Source organism: Rhodococcus sp. GB-02, from assembly GCF_053470465.1.
Genome location: NZ_JBPUKE010000001.1, coordinates 1,552,506 through 1,571,540 on the forward strand (window position 1 = coordinate 1,552,506; position 19,035 = coordinate 1,571,540).

At 61.6% G+C, this 19,035-nt stretch carries 18 protein-coding genes; 12 read left to right on the plus strand and 6 right to left on the minus strand.

Features of this window, described 5'->3' with window-relative positions; translation table 11 throughout:
• Positions 1 to 7: 7 nt before the first annotated feature.
• The 7 genes from ACSW29_RS07390 (at position 8) to ACSW29_RS07420 (ending at position 9,067) form a co-directional block, all read left to right on the plus strand.
• On the plus strand, positions 8 to 1,339 hold the full coding sequence (locus ACSW29_RS07390; RefSeq protein WP_050655637.1) for an MFS transporter: 1,332 nt from the start codon (positions 8 to 10) through the stop codon (positions 1,337 to 1,339).
• Between the two features lie 46 nt (positions 1,340 to 1,385).
• Complete coding sequence (locus ACSW29_RS07395; protein ID WP_317828299.1) at positions 1,386 to 2,582, plus strand: anhydro-N-acetylmuramic acid kinase; 1,197 nt, start codon at positions 1,386 to 1,388, stop codon at positions 2,580 to 2,582.
• Complete coding sequence (locus ACSW29_RS07400; protein WP_317828298.1) at positions 2,579 to 3,454, plus strand: MurR/RpiR family transcriptional regulator; 876 nt, start codon at positions 2,579 to 2,581, stop codon at positions 3,452 to 3,454. The genes ACSW29_RS07395 and ACSW29_RS07400 overlap by 4 nt, the downstream gene beginning before the upstream one ends.
• A gap of 45 nt (positions 3,455 to 3,499) precedes the next feature.
• Positions 3,500 to 4,417, plus strand: coding sequence for an N-acetylmuramic acid 6-phosphate etherase (gene murQ / locus ACSW29_RS07405; RefSeq protein ID WP_317828297.1), 918 nt, complete (start codon positions 3,500 to 3,502; stop codon positions 4,415 to 4,417).
• On the plus strand, positions 4,418 to 5,197 hold the full coding sequence (nagB, locus tag ACSW29_RS07410; protein ID WP_317828296.1) for a glucosamine-6-phosphate deaminase: 780 nt from the start codon (positions 4,418 to 4,420) through the stop codon (positions 5,195 to 5,197).
• Between the two features lie 79 nt (positions 5,198 to 5,276).
• The gene (locus tag ACSW29_RS07415) at positions 5,277 to 6,686 is read left to right on the plus strand and encodes an FAD-dependent oxidoreductase (protein WP_448276951.1); all 1,410 of its coding nucleotides are present in this window, start codon (positions 5,277 to 5,279) and stop codon (positions 6,684 to 6,686) included.
• Between the two features lie 86 nt (positions 6,687 to 6,772).
• Positions 6,773 to 9,067, plus strand: a complete 2,295-nt coding sequence (locus tag ACSW29_RS07420) for a serine/threonine-protein kinase (RefSeq protein WP_448276952.1) — start codon at positions 6,773 to 6,775, stop codon at positions 9,065 to 9,067.
• Between the two features lie 28 nt (positions 9,068 to 9,095).
• On the opposite strand, the gene ACSW29_RS07425 is transcribed toward ACSW29_RS07420, so the two are convergent.
• The gene (locus ACSW29_RS07425) at positions 9,096 to 9,404 is read right to left on the minus strand and encodes an amphi-Trp domain-containing protein (RefSeq protein WP_317828293.1); all 309 of its coding nucleotides are present in this window, start codon (positions 9,402 to 9,404) and stop codon (positions 9,096 to 9,098) included.
• 72 nt (positions 9,405 to 9,476) lie between these two features.
• On the opposite strand from ACSW29_RS07425, the gene ACSW29_RS07430 reads away from it, so the two are divergent.
• The 4 genes from ACSW29_RS07430 (at position 9,477) to ACSW29_RS07445 (ending at position 13,182) form a co-directional block, all read left to right on the plus strand.
• Entirely contained in the window at positions 9,477 to 9,809 is a 333-nt protein-coding gene (locus ACSW29_RS07430; RefSeq protein WP_448276953.1) for a hypothetical protein, read from the plus strand.
• A 117-nt stretch (positions 9,810 to 9,926) separates the two neighbouring features.
• Positions 9,927 to 10,370: a Fur family transcriptional regulator gene (locus ACSW29_RS07435; protein ID WP_317828291.1), complete on the plus strand. Its 444-nt coding sequence runs from the start codon at positions 9,927 to 9,929 to the stop codon at positions 10,368 to 10,370.
• A 36-nt stretch (positions 10,371 to 10,406) separates the two neighbouring features.
• On the plus strand, positions 10,407 to 12,629 hold the full coding sequence (gene katG / locus ACSW29_RS07440; RefSeq protein WP_448276954.1) for a catalase/peroxidase HPI: 2,223 nt from the start codon (positions 10,407 to 10,409) through the stop codon (positions 12,627 to 12,629).
• Positions 12,630 to 12,708: 79 nt separating this feature from the next.
• The gene (locus tag ACSW29_RS07445; protein WP_230816460.1) at positions 12,709 to 13,182 is read left to right on the plus strand and encodes an NUDIX domain-containing protein; all 474 of its coding nucleotides are present in this window, start codon (positions 12,709 to 12,711) and stop codon (positions 13,180 to 13,182) included.
• A gap of 17 nt (positions 13,183 to 13,199) precedes the next feature.
• On the opposite strand, the gene ACSW29_RS07450 is transcribed toward ACSW29_RS07445, so the two are convergent.
• Genes ACSW29_RS07450 through ctaD form a run of 3 tightly spaced genes read right to left on the minus strand, consistent with a single transcriptional unit; the run spans position 13,200 to position 15,985 of the window.
• Positions 13,200 to 14,021, minus strand: coding sequence for a universal stress protein (locus ACSW29_RS07450; protein ID WP_448276955.1), 822 nt, complete (start codon positions 14,019 to 14,021; stop codon positions 13,200 to 13,202).
• On the minus strand, positions 13,999 to 14,250 hold the full coding sequence (locus ACSW29_RS07455) for a hypothetical protein (RefSeq protein WP_448276956.1): 252 nt from the start codon (positions 14,248 to 14,250) through the stop codon (positions 13,999 to 14,001). The genes ACSW29_RS07450 and ACSW29_RS07455 overlap by 23 nt, the downstream gene beginning before the upstream one ends.
• A complete protein-coding gene (gene ctaD, locus ACSW29_RS07460; protein WP_317828288.1) occupies positions 14,243 to 15,985 on the minus strand; it encodes an aa3-type cytochrome oxidase subunit I in 1,743 nt (580 codons plus the stop codon). Before ctaD ends, ACSW29_RS07455 begins: the two co-directional genes overlap by 8 nt.
• Before the next feature lie 199 nt (positions 15,986 to 16,184).
• On the opposite strand from ctaD, the gene ACSW29_RS07465 reads away from it, so the two are divergent.
• Positions 16,185 to 16,565 carry a VOC family protein gene (locus ACSW29_RS07465; protein WP_448276957.1) on the plus strand — a complete coding sequence of 127 codons (381 nt, stop codon included), beginning with the start codon at positions 16,185 to 16,187 and terminating at the stop codon, positions 16,563 to 16,565.
• Between the two features lie 3 nt (positions 16,566 to 16,568).
• Here ACSW29_RS07465 and ACSW29_RS07470 read toward each other — a convergent pair whose 3' ends face one another.
• The gene (locus tag ACSW29_RS07470) at positions 16,569 to 18,269 is read right to left on the minus strand and encodes a sensor histidine kinase (protein WP_448276958.1); all 1,701 of its coding nucleotides are present in this window, start codon (positions 18,267 to 18,269) and stop codon (positions 16,569 to 16,571) included.
• On the minus strand, positions 18,259 to 18,990 hold the full coding sequence (locus ACSW29_RS07475) for a response regulator (protein ID WP_448276959.1): 732 nt from the start codon (positions 18,988 to 18,990) through the stop codon (positions 18,259 to 18,261). Before ACSW29_RS07475 ends, ACSW29_RS07470 begins: the two co-directional genes overlap by 11 nt.
• Between the last annotated feature and the right edge of the window lie 45 nt (positions 18,991 to 19,035).

Consider the following 19,035-nt stretch of genomic DNA (forward strand, 5'->3'; position numbering starts at 1 on the left):
GGACGGCATGGGCATCACAGTGCAGACACGGAACGATGGTGCGCAGCTCAAACGGCGCAGGGCGCTCGTCGCCGGCTCCGTCGGAAATTTCATCGAGTGGTACGAGTTCGGTGTGTACGGGTTCTTCGCGACGATCATCGCGTCGAACTTCTTCAGCGCCGACGGCTCCGGCGACCTCGAAAGTCTGATCAAGACCTACGCGTCGTTTGCGCTGGCCTTCTTCTTCCGCCCAGTGGGGGCCGCGCTGTTCGGTCGACTCGGTGACCGCATCGGCCGACGCCCCACCTTGGTGATCGTTCTTCTGCTGATGTCGGGTGCGACGACGCTGATCGGTGTGCTCCCCACCTACGAGAGCGTCGGAATTCTGGCACCGCTGCTCTTGACGGTCCTTCGAATTCTGCAGGGATTGTCGGCCGGCGGTGAATTCGGCGGTGCAGTGTCGGTGATGACCGAGTTTGCTCCGCCCGGACGACGCGGGCTGTACGGCTCGTGGCAGTCGTTCACCGTCGCACTCGGACTGCTCGCCGGTGCGGGTATCGCAGCACTCCTCGCTACTGTCCTCGACTCGGGACAGCTCAGTGACTGGGGCTGGCGCATCCCGTTCCTCCTTGCACTTCCGATGGGTCTGGTTGCCCTGTGGCTCAGGCTCCGCCTCGAAGAAACGCCGTCGTTCGAGCGCGCTCGATCAGTCCAGTCCGAACCGACAGCTGATGCAGCGGCGCCTGTAGTGCAGCCGACTGTCGGAGAGACAGCCAAGGCGATTCTGCTCGGAATCGGGCGGTTGATGGGGTGGTCCGCTGCCGGCTACACGTTCCTCGTCGTGATGCCGACTTATCTTCAGAGTTCGCTCAACGCGACTTTCCATCAGGCCCTTGTTGCTTCCGTGCTCGCCAATGCGGGCTTCGCGGTGACCATTCCGATCGCGGGTGGACTCAGCGATCGCATCGGACGACGCGCGGTCATGCTCACCGGCACCGTGATAATTCTGGTCTTGGCTCTGCCGCTGCTCAACGTCCTGCAGAACGAGCAGACGTCTCTGACAGCCAAGGGATTTGCAGTGTTTGCCGCCGGCGCCGCAGTGGGACTTGTTGCCGGACCCGGACCCGCCATGCTCTCCGAGATGTTCCCCACCTCGGTCCGGTACACCGGATTGGGACTCGCATACTCCCTGTCCAACGCGGTCTTTTCGGGCTGCGCCGGTCTGATCATCACGTGGCTGATCAAGGAAACTTCCAATCTCGATATTCCGGCCTACTTCGTGATGGCAACGTGCGCCGTCAGCGCGATCGCTTTGAGTACCTTGCGAGGAAATGCCCACAAGCGGGCACTCGTCGACTGACCGCAGCTTTTCCGAATGCCGAAACGATCCGAGTAAGGGATATTTCATGAGAGTCATCGGTCTGATGTCCGGTACTTCGTACGACGCTATCGACGCTGCCGCAGCAGATATCCGGATCGATGGGGACACTCTTGTGCTGACCCCACTGGGGATGGTCAGCGAACCATATTCCGGTGAGTTGCGGGCAGCCGTGGCTGCTGCGGTACCGCCAGCGTCCACCACTGTCGGTCAGATCTGCCAACTCGACACCGAGATCGGGCAGGCATTCGCGGCCGTGGCTGCGCGGGCGAACGCGGAACTGTGCGGTGGCAGTGCGGAATTGATCTCCTCACATGGTCAGACGATGTTCCACTGGGTCGAAGGAGCGCAAGTAAAAGGAACTCTCCAGCTCGGGCAGCCGGCCTGGATAGCCGAGAAGACCGGATGCACGGTCGTGTCGGACCTGCGCTCTCGCGACGTGGCGACGGGTGGTCAGGGCGCACCACTGGTCAGCGCATTCGACGTATTGTGGCTCAACGGAAGAACTTCGGGTTCCGTCGCGCTCAATCTGGGTGGCATCGCGAACGTCACTGCTCCGGGAGGCGTCCCGACATCGACGGCAGATGGTGCCGCAGTGTCGATTGCCTTCGACACCGGCCCGGCAAATGCGTTGATCGACGCTGCGGTAAGCGAATTCACGGCGGGGGCGCAATGGTTCGATCTCGGTGGGGCTCTGGGCGCAGCCGGCACACCGAACGTCGATCTGCTCGCACAACTACTGAGCGAACCGTATTACGCGCAGCCCGCTCCCAAGAGCACGGGCAAGGAATTGTTCCATCGGGACTATCTACTCGCCGCTCTGCGGGGCTACGAATCCTTGTCTCTGGCCGACATCGTCGCGACACTGACTGCACTGACCGCCCGGACCGTCGCCGATTCCGTAAGAGGACTGGCAGCCACCGAAGTGGTGGTGTCAGGCGGTGGTACCAAGAACCCGACGTTGATGGCGATGCTCCGTGACGAATTGGGCGACATCGCGCTTGTGTCTTCGGACGAACTCGGCGTCACCTCCGACATCAAAGAAGCATTGGCTTTCGCGGTTCTCGGCTTCCTCACCGCACACGGATTGCCCGGAAGCATTGCTTCGTGCACCGGTGCACGTCACGCCAGTGTGCTCGGATCTCTGACGCCAGGAAGCCGTGGGCTGCCTAGAATCACATCGGTGCCGTCAGCTCCGAAAACGATGCGAATCGAGGCGTTATGACTTTGGACCGGAGTGCTCCGGCGTCCGTCGACCTGCTTGCTCGTATTCGTGCATCACTGAGTAGCCTGTCGCCTGCCGAGCTGCGGATCGCCGAAATCATCGAAGCCTATCCCAGTCTGGCCTCCACCCTGACGGTCAACGATCTCGCCGAGCGAGCGTCGACAAGCACGGCAACAGTGGTCCGCACAGCCAAAAGGCTCGGCTTCGAGGGCTATCCACAGCTTCGTCTCGCGCTGGCGGCCATCAGCGGGTCCGGCGCCGGGGACACGATCCCGCTCGGTGTGGACATCGTTGCTGCCGACTCGGCCGGCGAGGTGATGGCCAAGCTCGCCGAGTTCGAATCCGAACAACTCAAGGGCACGGCGCAATTGACCGATCCTGCTGCGCTCGAAGAAGTTGTTTCCCGCATTCGATCCGCCCGCCGGGTCGAGGTGTACGGCATCGGCGCGTCAGGCATCGTCGCGCAAGACCTCACGTTGAAGCTCTCTCGCATCGACGTCAACTGCCGGGTTCATCTCGACCGAGACGCGGCCATGGTCAGCGCCAGCTTGCTCGGACCGGACGACATCGCAGTGGGGATCTCACATTCGGGTGAGACTTCGGATGTCGTCGAACCACTTGCCCTTGCCCGTCGTACCGGGGCGTCGACGGCTGCGATCACCGGTGGGGCACGATCGACGCTCGCCGTGCAGTCACACCACGTTCTACTCACTGCCGGTAGAGAATTCGGTTTCCGATCGGCTGCGATGGCAAGCCGCACCGGTCAGCTGTTGGTAGTCGACACAATTTTCGCAATGGTGGCGCATTCGCTGCCCAGCGCACTCTCTGCTCTACAACGAAGCCATGACGCCATCGCTTCGAAGCGGCACTGACGAGGAGTCGTCACTGTGAGATTTGATCTAGGAGGACTCGTCACAATGCAATTGGAAATGCTCTCCACCGAGCGACCCAACCCTCTCACCCGCGATCTCGACGTCATGTCGGTGTCGGGTCTGCTGACGGTGATGAATCAGCAGGACGCAATCGTGGCCGACGCGGTCGCGGCGGTGTTACCCGCCATCGAAGCCGCAGTCGACTTGATCGTCGCCGCTCGGGCACAAGGTGGTCGACTGATCTACCTGGGAGCGGGGACAAGTGGGCGTCTGGGAGTTCTCGACGCAGTGGAATGCCCTCCGACGTTCGGTACAGATCCGGGCGAGGTGATCGGCATCATCGCCGGTGGCCCGGGAGCGTTTTTGAACGCTGTCGAGGGGGCAGAAGACGATCCGCGGGCGGCTGGGGTCGATCTCGACGCAATCTCGTTGAACGCCACGGACGTCGTGGTGGGTCTGGCGGCCAGCGGTCGTACCCCCTACGTCATCGGGGGACTGGATCACGCCCGCGAACTCGGCGCTGCAACAGTGGCAGTCTCGTGCAACCGGAACGCGGCAATGAGTTCTCATGCCGGAGTGGCCATCGAAGTGGAGACCGGCCCCGAAATCCTCACCGGATCGACGAGGCTCAAGGCCGGAACTGCGCAGAAGATGGTGTGCAACATGCTCTCCACGGCCAGTATGGTTCGCTCCGGGAAGGCATTCCACAATCTGATGGTCGATCTTCGGCCGACCAATGCCAAACTTGTCGATCGTGCAAACCGGATCGTCGCGGCAGCCACCGGAGTCGATACCGAGATCGCTGCGGAGACCATCGACAATGCCGATGGTCATGTGAAGGCAGCGGTCGTCATGTTGTTGGCCGAATGCGACTTCGCCGAAGCAACCGAACTGTTGGACCGCGCTTCGGGTTCCGTACGCGAGGCCATCGTCGGAGCAGGCAAGAGCAGTGAGGAAGTCTGAATGGAAATCGTCATAGTTCCCAGTCCGGAAGACGGCGGGCGAATCGCTGCCGATATCGTTTGCGCCGCCATCGAAAACGGAGCGCGGATGCTCGGCCTCGCGACCGGATCGTCACCGCTGCACACGTATCGAGAGCTGATCAGGCGGCATCGAGAATCGGGAGTGTCGTTCGCGGCCGTGAGCGCGTATCTTCTCGACGAGTACGTAGGTCTCACGTCCGATCAGCCACAGTCCTACGCGCACACCATCCGCACAGAACTCGTGGATCACCTCGACATCGACAATTCGCGAGTGTTCAGCCCCGACGGCGGAGCCGCGGATCCCAGTGAAGCCGCCCGGCGCTACGACGCAGCCATTGCCGAAAACGGTCCCATCGACGTGCAGATCCTCGGAATCGGCCTCAACGGGCACATCGGTTTCAACGAGCCCTCCTCCTCGCTCGCCTCGCGCACCCGAGTGAAGACCTTGACCGAGAGAACCCGCGCCGACAACGCACGGTTCTTCGCGGACCCGGCCGACGTGCCGCATCATGTGATCACGCAAGGACTCGGAACCATCAGTGATGCACGGCATCTCGTCCTGATCGCGGATGGCGCACGCAAAGCGCCCGCGGTCCGGGCGGCGGTCGAAGGTCCGGTCTCGGCGTTCTGCCCGGCGTCAGTGCTTCAGCTGCACCCACACGTGACCGTCATCGTCGACGAGGCAGCTGCCGGTGAACTCGAACTCGCGGAGTTCTACCGCTACACAACCGAGCACAAGCCTGCTGAGCAGAGCTACTGAAAAGCGGGCTACTGAAAAGCGGGCTACTGAAAAGCGGGGGACTTGATCTCTAGCGCAGTTGAGCTCCTAGCCTCAGTGCATGATCAGTGTGAGAGCGATATCCCCGCTTGCGTCGCCCCCGGTTTTCTCACCTCCGCGCAGTGTTGCAGTCGTCGGAGCGGGGCCGGCGGGAATCCACGCTGCGAGCGCTCTCGCTGAACTGGCGCCCGGCACCAAGACAGACGTGTTCGAGCGTCTACCCACGCCGTACGGACTGGTGCGTTACGGTCTCGCGCCAGGGCACCCCGAGTCCGAGAAGTTCGTCCATTCTCTGCACACCGCGCTCGGCGCCAGTGTCTTCCGGCTGTTCTGCAACGTAGAGATCGGAAAGGACCTTTCCGTCGAGGCACTAGTTTCTTCCTACGACGCCGTGATCATTGCAACCGGCGCGCCAAAGGATGTGCCACTCGACATTCCCGGCGTCGACCTTCCAGGCTCTTTCGGTGGCGCCGATTTTGTCGGTTGGTACAACGATCACCCGGACAGTTCGCCGCGGTGGCCGCTGAACGCCGAATCGGTCGCCGTGATCGGGGGTGGCAACGTCGCACTCGACGTCGCGCGCATGCTCCTCTCCGAGGCTCAATCGCTACAGTCCACGGACGTATCCGCCGAAGTTCAGAAAGGTATCGCCGAAAGCTTCGTTCGAGAAGTGCACATCTTCGTCCGGCGCGGACCCGCCGACGCTCGATTCTCCCCGAACGAGTTGCGCGCTCTCGGTGAACTGCCCGGTGTCGATGTTGTCGTCGACGCTGCCGATGTCGCACCGGATCGGCATATCGAGCGAGTGACCAAACAGTTGGTGCATACCCGACTGGCTGTCGAGACGCTCCGCACTTTCGCGGGCGCTGCTTCTGCCGACCGAATCGCCCAGCGCCGGGTTCACCTGCACTTTTACCGACAGCCGGTGGAGCTTCTCGGTAACGGGAAAGTCGAAGCACTGCGCGTCGAGCGCACAGATCCTGACGGCTACGGTCACGTCACCTCTTCGGGGGCCTGTACCGACTATCCGGTTCAAGCCGTGTACCGGGCAATCGGACTTCGCGGCACTCCGCTTGCCGGGGTGCCCTTCGATCACGGACGCGGCACGGTTCCGCACCAGAGCGGTGCGGTGGTCGACGAGAGCGGTCTTCCCATCACCGGCCTGTTCGTGACCGGATGGATGAAGCGAGGTGCCGTCGGGCTGATCGGTGCGGCGCGTCCCGATGCTCGCCAAACCGTCGAAACTATGCTGCGGCAGCTGGATTCGAATGTCGAACGTCGATCGGACCGCAGCCGGATCGCTGCATTACTCGCGGCCGGAAAATTGCTGCCCGTCGATTGGGACGGATGGCTTCGCATCGATGCCGCCGAACGTGACCTCGGTGCGGGGCACGGGCGTGACCGCGTCAAGATCAAAGATCGCGAAGACCTTGTCCGCATCGGCGCGAAGCTGCCCGTTCACCCCGCATAGATTCGCTGGGGTCTGGGGTACTACCGGGGTTACGCTGAAGTGAGTCACCTCGATTCATCGTGCTCGAGGTGCGGAGCAGAAGTGTCATGAATGAACGTGGTGCGCAGGCCAGTGACGCGACAGTCGCGAGCGGGCCCCTGACCGAACGGGGCACCGTTACCGAGTTGCGCCCGTCCACACTGCCAGTGGGGCATGACGGGCGCAACGGTGCCGACGGGCTCGGGCGCCTGGTCGGCGACTGGGAGGCGGGAACCCCGTCCGAGCTGAGCGACTATCTGCCCGATCCAGCCAAGATTCGCCGGGCCGCGCTGATCGAACTGGTCGGAATCGACATGGAGTACCGCTGGCTGAAAAGTGATCGCCTGAAGCGGCTCACCGAATATTGCGCCGAGTATCCGGAATTACTCGAAGAACCACTACCGGCCGAGCTGCTGTACGAGGAGTTCCGGCTACGGAAGCAGAGCGGCGAGGACGTCGTGGCGGCCGAGTACGTCACCGAGTTCCCTTTGCAGGCAGAGAGTTTCGAGCAGATGTTCGACCGCGATTCGATGGCCGGTCGCGAAGAGGTCATGATGTTGGGTCTCTCGGGTTTCGACGAGTTCGAAATCGGGCAGCACCTGGACGATTTCGAACTCGTATTGGAACTCGGGCACGGCGCATTTGCCCGAGTGTTCCTCGCCCGACAACTGTCGATGCAGCGGTGGGTTGCGTTGAAGATCTCACGCAACGTCGGAGTCGAGCCGCAGACCCTCGCCCAGCTCGACCATCCCAACATCGTCCGCGTCTTCGATCAGCGACTGCTCGAGGAACGCGCACTGCGAGTCCTGTTCATGGAGTACATGCCAGGTGGGACTCTGCTCGACGTGGTCAAACTTGTGCGTGTGACACCGCAGGCCCAGCGGTCCGGACAACTTCTTCTCGACGCCATCGATCAAACTCTGGCGAAGAAGGGCGAGATGAAGCCGAGCGAGACGAGCTTGCGGAGCGAGATCGCTGCGATGTCGTGGCCGGAGACCGTGGCCTGGATGGGAATGAGACTGGCCGACGCCCTGGAGTACGCACGTGAACACGGCGTTCTGCATCGGGACATCAAGCCGGCGAACGTACTGCTCAGTGTCGAAGGCATCCCCAAACTCGCCGACTTCAATGTCAGCTCGAGCGAGGAGGTCTCGACCGAGGACGCTGCTTGTTTTGTCGGAGGCTCGCTTGCCTACATGTCTCCGGAGCAGTTGGAGGCCTGTGCCGTCGGGGTGCCCGGCACCCTCGACACCCGCAGCGACATCTATGCACTGGGCGTGATGCTCTGGGAACTCCTCACCGGGAGTAGGCCTTTCACAGACGACGGAACGGGGGAGAACCCACCGTCGCCCAAGAAGGCGCTCGAGGCCCGCCGGCGCGGAGTGGATCCCGCGGACGAGGCCCGGTTGCCGGACGACTGTCCGCCGGCGTTGCGTCGAGTTCTGGTGAAGTCTCTCGCGCCGGAGAGAGACGGAAGGTGGTCTGGCGGCCGAAAGCTGGCCCGTCAGTTCGCTCTGTGTCTGGACCGGTCTGCCCGCAATCTGGTGGACCCACCGGAAGGGAGCCCGCGTTCGACGTTGTGGAAATGGGCACTGCCGATTCTGCTGGCCGCGATCGGAATTCCGAATCTCCTGGCGGCGGGCTACAACTACTACTACAACAAGATGTTGATTATCTCGGGGCTCTCGCCGCAGGCTCAGCAGCATCTCGAGCAGGTTCATCTGGTCATCGGGGTGGCCGCGTTCTCCCTCGGCGCCGCAGCGGTCCTGTATTGGTGTCGGCTCGCGCTCACCGTGCCTCACGGACTGCGTAACGGTCAGACGTACAGCGCGGAGGTCTTGAACAAGGCGCGTACCGCTACGTTGAACGTCGGACACCGCGCAGTGGTGATCGCTTTCGGTCTGTGGGTCCTGGCCGGTATCGCATATCCAGTTGCGTTGCAGATTGCGGCCGGCGGTATTCCGCAGCGAGCCTACGTGCACCTGATGTCGTCGCTGGCCGTGTGCGGAGCCGTCGCAGTCGCCTATCCGTTCTTCATCCTGACCTTCTACTCGGTTCGATGTCTGTATCCGATCTTGTTGTCACACGGCGAGTTACGAAGCGACGACGGCCGCGATATACGTTCACTGGGTCGAAGCAGCACGAGGTACCTCGCGGTGGCGGCGTCGGTTCCCCTGGTGGGAATCGCGGGGCTCAGTTTTGTCGGTTCTGGTGCCGGTGAGGAACTCAACGCAACCGTCCGTGCGCTGTGTTTGGGCGGGATCGCCGGATTCATCGTTGTCTACCAACTGTTTCGACGAATCGAAAGGGATCTCCGAGCTCTGCTGCGCGTAGTGTCTCTCGAGGTGTCGGCGTCTCCTTAATTGCCCGACAACTGTGTTCGAGTTCGACCTATTTGGCAGTGCTCTTGCGTGGTCGGCTGCGACGAACTGCTTTGGCAAGAGGCGGAGACTTCTCTTCCGCTTCTTCCTGAGGGTCGTCGCGCCAGTGGATCTCGATTTCTATCTCGACTTCATTGCCGTCGACTTCGATCTCGAGTTCCCACCGAACCTGTTCCGGAACACTGATTTCGATCGAGTCCCCGCCCGATCCCAGTTCCACTTCCGATCCACTGGCGAGTGCTTGGCCGAGGGCGATGAGTCGGTCGGCGACTTCCTGCCGCGAGAGTTCTGACTTCCTCTTGATCTCCAATTTGGGCACGATCACTCCTGACCTCGGCGGATTCTCCCTTCACGGTAGTTGGAACAAACGGAAGATTGTTACCTTTTGACGATGTCGACCCGCTACCAGGTCACCTCCGTCTTGAACCGTGCGTCGATCCAGCGGTACGGATTGGACTGGCGCCGAATGGGCGCAGCTCGCGGAATAGCAGGAAGTCTACGAGCAGAGCAGGAGGGATGCTTCCTCGCCGGTGACGAGGGCGAACGGGACTGGTTTGTCAGAATGAACAACACCGGCGGCCCGGTTGACGTATGGGAAGTCCACGGTATCGACGCTGCATCTCTTGTTCAGTCGCCGGAGGGGCACTACTACTTCCCTGGCGTCATCGCGGCCGCTGAACTGCGACTGGCACAACAAGACTTACCCCCAATTCATCTCCCATGATTCCCAGGCCCGTTCGTCCTGTTCGGAGCACAGACGAATCGGTCGGTAAATCCGTGTAGACGAGGATTTTTCGCGAAAGTCTGGGTTCAGTCCAGAAGATTGCGCAATAGTGGAAAGGTGCCTTCGACGCCGGATTACGCAGCCCGACTGCGTAACGCTGAGCTTCGCGTGACTCGTCCTAGAGTCACGGTGCTCGAGGTTGTGCATGCACGCCCACATGCAGCCACCGAGACGATTTTCGATGCTGTGCGGGCAGTTCTGCCGGCGGTGTCACGGCAGGCGGTCTACGACGTGTTGCACGCTCTCACCGACGCCGGATTGATACGGCGGATACAACCATCCGGATCGGTGGCGCTGTACGAGTCTCGCGTCGGTGACAACCACCATCACGTGGTCTGCAGGTCGTGTGGCGTCGTCGAGGACGTCGACTGTGCCGTAGGCGAAGCGCCGTGTTTGACGCCGTCGGCGCACAACGGCTTCGTGCTCGACGAAGCCGAGGTCATTTATTGGGGCCTGTGTGCCGACTGTTCGACAACTCAGAGTTTGCGATCACACCCGTGATCGAAGTCTGTTCTACTCGCTCATGGAGGGATTACCGTGTCCGATAGTTGCCCGGTTGCTCACGATGGAAACACCGAGAGCACCAGCGAAAGTGAAAACCCCGCAATCTCGTCTCCGACACCTACCGGGAACCGTCCGAGAACGAACAGCGACTGGTGGCCGAATCAGCCGGATCTGTCGGTCCTCCAGACTCATTCGTCGAAGTCGAACCCGATGGGAGCCGATTTCGACTACGCCCAGGAATTCGCCAAACTCGACGTCGAGGCACTCAAGCGCGACGTCATCGCGTTGATGACGGCGTCGCAGGATTGGTGGCCGGCCGACTACGGTCACTACGGCGGACTCTTCGTGCGTATGAGCTGGCATGCTGCCGGCACCTATCGCATTGCAGACGGTCGCGGTGGCGGCGGTCAAGGCGCTCAGCGTTTCGCCCCGCTCAACAGTTGGCCGGACAACGCCAGCCTCGACAAGGCACGGCGCCTGCTCTGGCCCGTGAAGCAGAAGTACGGAAAGCAGGTTTCCTGGGCCGACCTGCTGGTGTTCGCGGGCAACTGCGCCCTGGAGTCGATGGGGTTCAAGACCTTCGGCTTCGGCTTCGGTCGAGAAGACATCTGGGAACCCGAGGAGATCTACTGGGGTCCTGAGGACACCTGGCTCGGCGACGAGCGCTACAGCGGAGACCGCGAGCTGTCCGGGCCGCTGGGCGCAGTTCAGATGGGCCTGATCTACGTCAATCCCGAAGGGCCCAACGGCCAACCGGACCCAGTAGCAGCTGCCCGCGACATTCGAGAAACTTTTGCTCGCATGGCGATGAACGACGTGGAGACAGCCGCGCTGATCGCCGGCGGCCACACCTTCGGCAAGACGCACGGCGCCGGCCCGGCCGACCTCGTCGGACCGGAACCGGAAGGCGCACCCGTCGAGCAGCAGGGGCTGGGCTGGAAGAGTGCCTTCGGCACGGGTGTGGGTAAGGACGCGATCACCAGTGGTCTCGAGGTCGTGTGGACTCCCACTCCGACGAGGTGGGACAACACCTTCTTGGAGATTCTGTACGGCTACGACTGGGAGCTGACCAAGAGCCCGGCGGGGGCGTGGCAGTGGATTCCGAAGGACGGCGCGGGGGCGGGCACGATCCCGGACCCGTTCGATTCGTCGGTCGGACGTACTCCGACGATGCTGACGACCGACCTCTCCCTACGCCTGGATCCGACGTACGAGAAGATCACCCGGCGCTGGCTCGATCATCCGGAAGAATTCGCTGAAGAGTTCGCCAAGGCTTGGTACAAGCTCCTGCACCGCGACATGGGACCGGTCACGCGCTACCTGGGGCCGTGGGTTCCCGAACCGCAGTTGTGGCAGGACCCTGTTCCCTCGGCCGATGATCAACTGATCGGGGACGCAGACATTGCGATCCTCAAGAGTCGGCTTCTCGACTCCGGGCTGTCCGTCTCGCAATTGGTGTCGACCGCGTGGGCGTCGGCTGCGAGCTTCCGCAGCACCGACATGCGCGGCGGCGCCAACGGTGCGCGAATCCGACTGGAGCCGCAGAAGAACTGGGAAGTCAACGAGCCCGCAGCTCTCTCCGCGGTGCTTCAGACTCTCGAGCGGATTCAGCAGGACTTCAACCAGGCAGGTGGAGCCAAGGTTTCGCTCGCCGACCTGATCGTTCTGGGTGGTACAGCGGCCGTTGAACAGGCTGCGAAGAACGCCGGACAGGACATCACGGTCTCGTTCACTCCGGGACGTACGGACGCAACGCAGGAGCAGACAGACGTCGACTCGTTCGAGGTACTCGAACCCCGGGCCGACGGATTCCGTAACTACCTCAAGGGTGGGGAGAAGATTCCGGCAGAGATTCTGTTGGTCGACCGCGCATACATGCTGTCGCTGACCCCGCCCGAGGTGACAGTGCTGGTCGGCGGACTTCGCGCGCTGAACGCGAACTTCGGCAAGACCGGCCACGGGGTGTTCACCGACCGTCCCGAGACGTTGACCAACGATTTCTTCGTCAACCTTCTCGACATGGGTACCGAGTGGAAGCCGTCGAAGACGGACGAAAACGTCTACGACGGGGTTGATCGTGCGACGGGCGACCCGAAGTACACGGCAACTGCAGTGGACCTCGTCTTCGGATCGAATTCGCAACTGCGCGCACTCTCCGAGGTGTACGCCAGCGAAGACGCCAAGCAGAAGTTCGCCGAGGACTTCGCCGCCGCCTGGACCAAGGTGATGGACCTCGACCGGTTCGACGTCAACTGATCCAGCAGATCGTCGACGGCGCCCCGCGAGCTCGTACTCGCGGGGCGCCGTCATTTCACGCGCACGATAGCGTGGTCGTGTGGCCGATCAATTTGCGCTGGTACCAGCGGTGTACGTGATGTTCTGTCGAAGCAACCCGCTTCAACGCCCGGAGGTGCTGTTGCAATTACGCGAGGGCACGGGATTCATGGACGGATACTGGGCTCACGGTGCTGCGGGACACGTCGAAATGGGGGAGCCGGCACTCGACGCTGCCGTTCGGGAGGCTGCGGAAGAACTTGGCGTCGAGTTGCTCTCCTCGGAACTGAAGCCGCTGACCGTGTTGCATCGCTGCCACGCGGAAGGGATCGAACCGGTGGATCATCGAGTGGACTTCTTCTACGAATGCCGTACGTGGTCGGGTGAACCACGCCGGATGGAGCCGTTGAAATCTGCAGATCTGCGGTGGTGGCCGGTTGACGAACTCCCGGAGAAGCTGGTCGACCACGAGCGTTTCGTGATCGAAGCCCATCACGCCGGTCAGCTCGCACCCATCCACAGCTACGGTTTCTGAGCGAGTGAGGAACGAATTCAGGCTTCGCTCGCAACGATGACCGGGCACTGAGCTTTTCGAATCATCGCACTGCTCGTCGTGCCGAGACCGGCGTCGTCGAACGAGCCTCGCCCACGCCGTCCTACGACGAGAAGCCTTGCCTCGGTGGAGAGTTGTTCCAGAATGGCCTCCGAGGGGCCGTCGAACTCGATCTGACGGATGGCGACGCCAGGGTAGAGTGTGGCCCAACCCGACAGTTGCCACGTCAGCGGGGTCGGGTGCTGGGGCGCGTGCCCGGATGCGAAGTCTCGACGCAACTCGGCCTCGGGCGAGGCAGCATGTACGACGAGAAGTTCGGTGTTCACTGCGTCGGCTTCCTTGAATGCAATTGCCAAAGCGCTTTCACTGTGGGCGCTTCCGTCCAAACCGACGACAACGGGCAAGGCTGCCGCAGCGTTGCTTTCACGCGGTGTTCCGACTTTTGCGAACGAACATGTCGGGCCAGGTGCGGCGAGATCGCCCTGTGGGTTGACGATCAAGGCGGCCTCAGCTGTAAGCGCGGTGAGGATTGCGGTGTTCTCCCCGGAGATCAGATCGGTCCGGATCCGAAGATCTGGCGACACCGACTCGGCGATCTGAATGGCCTCCATGAACAGGCCGGTCGGCGACGCCGAGGTGTTCGGATCACAAGGGTTCGGAGCTACGAAAACGATTCGCATCCAGAGACTGTGGCGATGCGCAAATTCTGCCGCCCACGTGATCACGCCGGGGCGCAGCGGGGATCCGTCGATGCACACGACGACCGCTCCGTCTGCGGACCACTCCGAGGTGATGAGGTCAGTCGACAATTCGGGCTTCATCGTGAACTCTTCGAGTTGTGTCTGTCGAATGCGAACTTGCTTGCAGGACAGTGCCGAACAACAATCCTGCGACGACTATCGAGCACACGGCAGTCGTCAGGGGCAACCACACGAGCGTCGTGACCGCGAACATGAGGGCGATCAACGGCGCGAGAAGATGGCCGGGTTTCGCTCGGCATTCGTGTTGCTGATTTTCTGCCCAGGCTCGGTACTTCGTGCCGTCATTCATGTTGTTTCACCTCAGTGCTTACCCCGGTAACCGACTTGTGTCCAAGCAGTCCGACGTGCGCCTCGTCGCGCATTCTCTCGACCATGTGTGGGTAGTGCAATTCGAACGCGGGCCGCTCACTGCGGATTCGGGGGAGTTCGGTGAAGTTGTGTCGCGGTGGTGGGCAGGACGTCGCCCATTCGAGCGAGTTTCCGAAGCCCCAAGGATCGTCGACGGTCACAATTCGGCCGTACCGGTAGCTCTTGAAAACGTTCCAGATGAACGGAATCGTCGAGGCTCCGAGCACAAACGCGCCGATGGTCGAGATCGTGTTGAGAAGAGTGAAATTGTCCGACGGCAGGTAGTCCGCGTACCGCCGAGGCATACCCTGAGCGCCGAGCCAATGCTGGACGAGAAATGTTGCGTGAAAGCCGATCAGGGTCAACCAGAAGTGAATCTTGGCGAGCTTCTCGTCCAACATCCGGCCGGTCATTTTCGGGAACCAGAAATAGATTCCGGCGTATGTCGCGAAGGCGATCGTTCCGAAGAGGACGTAATGGAAGTGTGCGACGACGAAGTACGTGTCGGTGACATGAAAGTCCAAGGGCGGGCTGGCAAGAATGACGCCGGAGAGTCCGCCGAACAAGAATGTGACCAGGAAGCCGACGGAGAACAACATGGGCGATTCGAAGGTCAACTGCCCCTTCCACATCGTTCCGATCCAGTTGAAGAACTTGACTCCGGTGGGAACTGCGATCAGGAAGGTCATGAACGAGAAGTAGGGGAGGAGAACGGCGCCGGTTGCGTACATGTGGTGTGCCCACACCGCGATCGACAGTGCCGCAATTCCCAGCGTTGCGTAGACCAATCCGGTGTACCCGAAGATCGGCTTGCGGCTGAAGACGGGAAAGATCTCCGAGACTATGCCGAAGAACGGTAACGCCAGAATGTAGACCTCGGGATGGCCGAAGAACCAGAACAGGTGCTGCCACAACATGACTCCACCGGTGGCGGGGTCGAACAGGTGCGCTCCCAGGTGCCGGTCCACCCACAGTCCGATCAAGGCAGCAGCGAGCAGCGGAAAAACGAGGAGAATCAGCATGCTGGCGACCAGCGCATTCCACGTGAAGATCGGCATGCGGAACATCGTCATCCCAGGGGCGCGCAGGCAGACGATCGTCGAAACGATGTTGACTGCGCCGAGGATGGTGCCGACGCCGCCGAGCGTGAGACCGATGATCCACAGGTCGGCGCCCATGCCGGGGGAGTGGAGTTCGCTGGTGAGCGGCACGTAAGCGGTCCAGCCGAAATCTGCCGCACCACCGGGTGTTACGAATCCGGCGGAGGCGATCAGGCCGCCGAAGAGATACAACCAGTAGCTGAATGCATTGAGTCGCGGGAAACACACGTCCGGCGACCCGATCTGCAGTGGCATGAGGTAGTTGGCGAATCCGAAGAAGACCGGGGTCGCGTACAGCAGGAGCATGATCGTTCCGTGCATGGTGAACAACTGGTTGTACTGCTCGTTGGACAGGAATTGCATTCCCGGAACGGTCAATTCCATGCGCATGAGCAGCGCCATCAGTCCGCCGATCAGGAAGAAGGCAAACGATGTCACGATGTACATCAGGCCGATCATCTTGTGATCGGTAGTCCTGAGGATCTCGACCAGTTTCGAACCCTTCGGAGCGGTTCGGGGAGTTGCGCCGACGTGGATATCGACCTCGTTGACCGGCCGGGGTGCTAGATCAACCACGACGGCCGCCTACGTGAATCGACGCGACGAAATACCGAGAATGCCTGGGACTGTGGAACATAACGCAATGATCGTGGCGACTGGGAACTCGGACGAGGGGAAAAGGTCCCTAGGATCGGAACAGAGGCATGGCGTAGATCACGTGGTCCGGTACGGTCGAGAGAGTTGTCTTCACGGGTGGAAAGAAAGCGAGATTGTCATGGCATGCCGTATCAGTGAACTGGTGCTCGGTTGCCGGGAACCCGAGGTGCTGGGCCGGTTCTGGTGCGAGGTCCTGGACTTCGTCGTGCTCGATCGAATGGACGACGGTTCGTTGGAGATCGGCCCTCGCGAAGGCTTTGGCGGTCCACAGCCGACGATCATCCTCAGTCGCAGAGATGAACCGGAGAAGGGCAAGCCTCGCCTGCATATCGACGTCAACACTACTGATCGCGATCAGGAGGCCGAACTCGAACGCCTACTGGGTCTCGGTGCGCGCCCGGCTGACATCGGCCAGACAGGGCAGGAACAGTGGCATGTTCTCGCGGACCCCGAGGGTAATGAGTGCTGCCTGCTGAAGGCTCAACTCGATCCACTCTGATGCTCAACGGCCATGGATCGGTATCGGACTTCGCCTGGGGCTCAGCGGAACACGCCAGACCAATTCGGTGACACCGTTCTCGCTGGTGATGTTGCTCGAGCCTCCACATTGACGAGCGCGGGTCGCAAGGTTGTCGAGACCGTGGATTCTGGTCGCTTGGTCGATACCCACACCGTCGTCGACGATGCTGATGACAAGCTCCTCGGTGGCCCGGATTGTGACGTCGATGGCGTCGGCATGCGCATGTCGTAGAGCGTTGCTCAGGCCTTCGCGCACAACGGCTTCGGCGTGCGGGGCAAGTCGAGCCGGGACGGAACTGTCGATGGTTCCCTCGAAAGTGACGCTGGGAGTGATCGACGAGTGGCCGGACAGACCGTTGACGGCGTCGAGTAGTCGCCGCCGCAGACTTGTGGGCGTGGACATCTCGCTCGTGTGGAGGTCGAAGACTGCGGTGCGAATTTCGCGGACTGTCCGGTCGAGTTGATCGACAGAGGTGTCCAATACGGTTCGAACTGTGTCCTCGTCGCCTGGGCGTTGCAATACCCCCTGCAAGCTCAATCCAGTGGCGAACAGCTGTTGGATGACGTGGTCATGGAGATCACGCGCGATTCGGTCGCGATCTTCGAGGACGTCCACCAGTCTTTCTTTCCGTTGCTGTTCTGCGAATTCGACAGTGACAGAAGCGATGTCTGCCATTGCCGTCAGCTGCTCGATCTCCTCTGTACCCCACGGGCGGTCGCTGCGGCGTGACGCGAAGAGAACTCCGCCGCCGAACGAGGTTCCGGAGAGGGGGAGTGCGATCACCGATTCGTCGCCGGAAACATTCAGTGCCGGAACGGAACTGCCATGTGGTGCAGAGATCGGCCGACGACTGCGCGCAGCGTCGTCGATCACGGTCCCGGACAGATCGACGGCTGAGCCGATCGCGGGGACACGCTGGGAATCGGCAGCATCGGCGACGTGGACTACCGGCTCTCTGCCGAGGTCGTAGCGAACCACGCACACAAGATTTCCATCCGTGAGATGCCGCGTCGTCCGAACCACCTCCGCTAGCGTCTCGTCGCGGGATCCGCCGCTGAGCAGACGTGCATTGACGGCGGCGACGGCCTTGAGCCAGGCTTCTCGCGTCCGGGATTCCTCGAACAGACGCGCATTGTCGATTGCGATACTCGCAGCATTTGCCAGGATCCGGAGTACGGCCTCGTCACGGTCGTCGAAGGCGGTCCGGTCCGAGCTGTCCGCGAGGTAGATGCTCCCGAACACCTCGCCCCTGACGAAGATCGGAACACCGAGAAACGTGTCCATCGGCGGGTGATTGGTTGGAAACCCTGCCGAGGACGGATGCGAGGAGATGCGGTCGGTTCGAACTGGGCAGGGTTCTCGAACAACCAGGCCCAGTAGCCCGTGACCTTCGGGAAGACGCCCGATCTCGGCAACCTGACCCTGATCCAAACCGGAGTGGATGAATCGCGACAAGCGGCCGTCGGGGGACTTCACCCCGAGCGCACCGTAATCCGCCTCGAGGAGATGCCGCGCAACGTCGACTATCTGTTGCAGGGTTTCGTCGAGTTGGAGCGTGGACCCGACAGTCAACACGGCACTGAGCAGCTTGGGAATCGCAGTCGGGTTCAGAGCAGCCACTTCGGCGCTTGCGGCGATGTCGCCGAAAAGGCTGAGCATGAGCGCGTCGCGGCTACCTGGCATGGTGCGTGCCCGTGGTGGCGGAGAAGGGCGAGCCGGACGGCGTCAGCAGGTGAGTAGTCGCCAGGCCCGAAGGATCCGGGTGAGAAGTGCCCGCACGAAGCTTTGTCGCCAGAACTGCAGCCTGCGTTCGACGTTCGAGACCCAGTTTCTCGAGGATGCGTGAAACGTAGTTCTTGACTGTTTTTTCCGAGAGTTCTGCGTGCGTGCTGATCTCTCGATTGCTCAGTCCCTTGCCGATCAACTCGAAGATCAAGAGTTCCTGATCGGTCAACAGGGTTGCCGCAGTCCCCGACTCCTGCTCGGATCGGATGCGCCGCACTAAACCGATCACCGCCTGGGTGTTCAACAGCGATTTGCCGGAAGCAACCGTACGGATCGCTGAAACCAGGTCGTGGCCGCGAATGTTCTTGAGGACGAATCCACGCGCGCCGGCGATCAGGGCGTCGAGCAGTGCGTCGTCGTCGGAGTACGACGTGAGCATTAAGGTGGCCGCGTCCGGGTAGGTCGACGCCAGTTCTCGGCACAGTTCCACACCGTTGCCGTCGGGAAGTCTGACGTCCATGACAACCACGTCGGGTCGGCATTCGGGTATTCCGACCGAGGCTTCGCGAACACACGACGCCTCGCCCACAACATTGAATCCCGATACCTGATTCAACAGGTCTGCCAATCCACGACGGACGATCTCGTGGTCGTCGACCAGATAGATGCCGATCGTCACGGTGGTCACCTCTTCCAGCTCACGCCTGCCGTCGATGTTACCGGA

Bases quoted from the DNA above. Each gene is read 5' to 3' on its own strand.
- ACSW29_RS07450 (WP_448276955.1), bottom strand. From the start codon at position 14,021: ATGAAGCCCGAATTGTCGACTGACCTCATCACCTCGGAGTGGTCCGCA.
- ACSW29_RS07400 (WP_317828298.1), top strand. From the start codon at position 2,579: ATGACTTTGGACCGGAGTGCTCCGGCGTCCGTCGACCTGCTTGCTCGT.
- ACSW29_RS07420 (WP_448276952.1), top strand. From the start codon at position 6,773: ATGAATGAACGTGGTGCGCAGGCCAGTGACGCGACAGTCGCGAGCGGG.
- ACSW29_RS07415 (WP_448276951.1), top strand. From the start codon at position 5,277: ATGATCAGTGTGAGAGCGATATCCCCGCTTGCGTCGCCCCCGGTTTTC.
- ACSW29_RS07455 (WP_448276956.1), bottom strand. From the start codon at position 14,250: ATGAATGACGGCACGAAGTACCGAGCCTGGGCAGAAAATCAGCAACAC.
- ACSW29_RS07470 (WP_448276958.1), bottom strand. From the start codon at position 18,269: ATGCCAGGTAGCCGCGACGCGCTCATGCTCAGCCTTTTCGGCGACATC.
- nagB (WP_317828296.1), top strand. From the start codon at position 4,418: ATGGAAATCGTCATAGTTCCCAGTCCGGAAGACGGCGGGCGAATCGCT.
- ACSW29_RS07395 (WP_317828299.1), top strand. From the start codon at position 1,386: ATGAGAGTCATCGGTCTGATGTCCGGTACTTCGTACGACGCTATCGAC.
- murQ (WP_317828297.1), top strand. From the start codon at position 3,500: ATGCAATTGGAAATGCTCTCCACCGAGCGACCCAACCCTCTCACCCGC.
- ACSW29_RS07465 (WP_448276957.1), top strand. From the start codon at position 16,185: ATGGCATGCCGTATCAGTGAACTGGTGCTCGGTTGCCGGGAACCCGAG.
- ACSW29_RS07390 (WP_050655637.1), top strand. From the start codon at position 8: ATGGGCATCACAGTGCAGACACGGAACGATGGTGCGCAGCTCAAACGG.
- ACSW29_RS07430 (WP_448276953.1), top strand. From the start codon at position 9,477: ATGTCGACCCGCTACCAGGTCACCTCCGTCTTGAACCGTGCGTCGATC.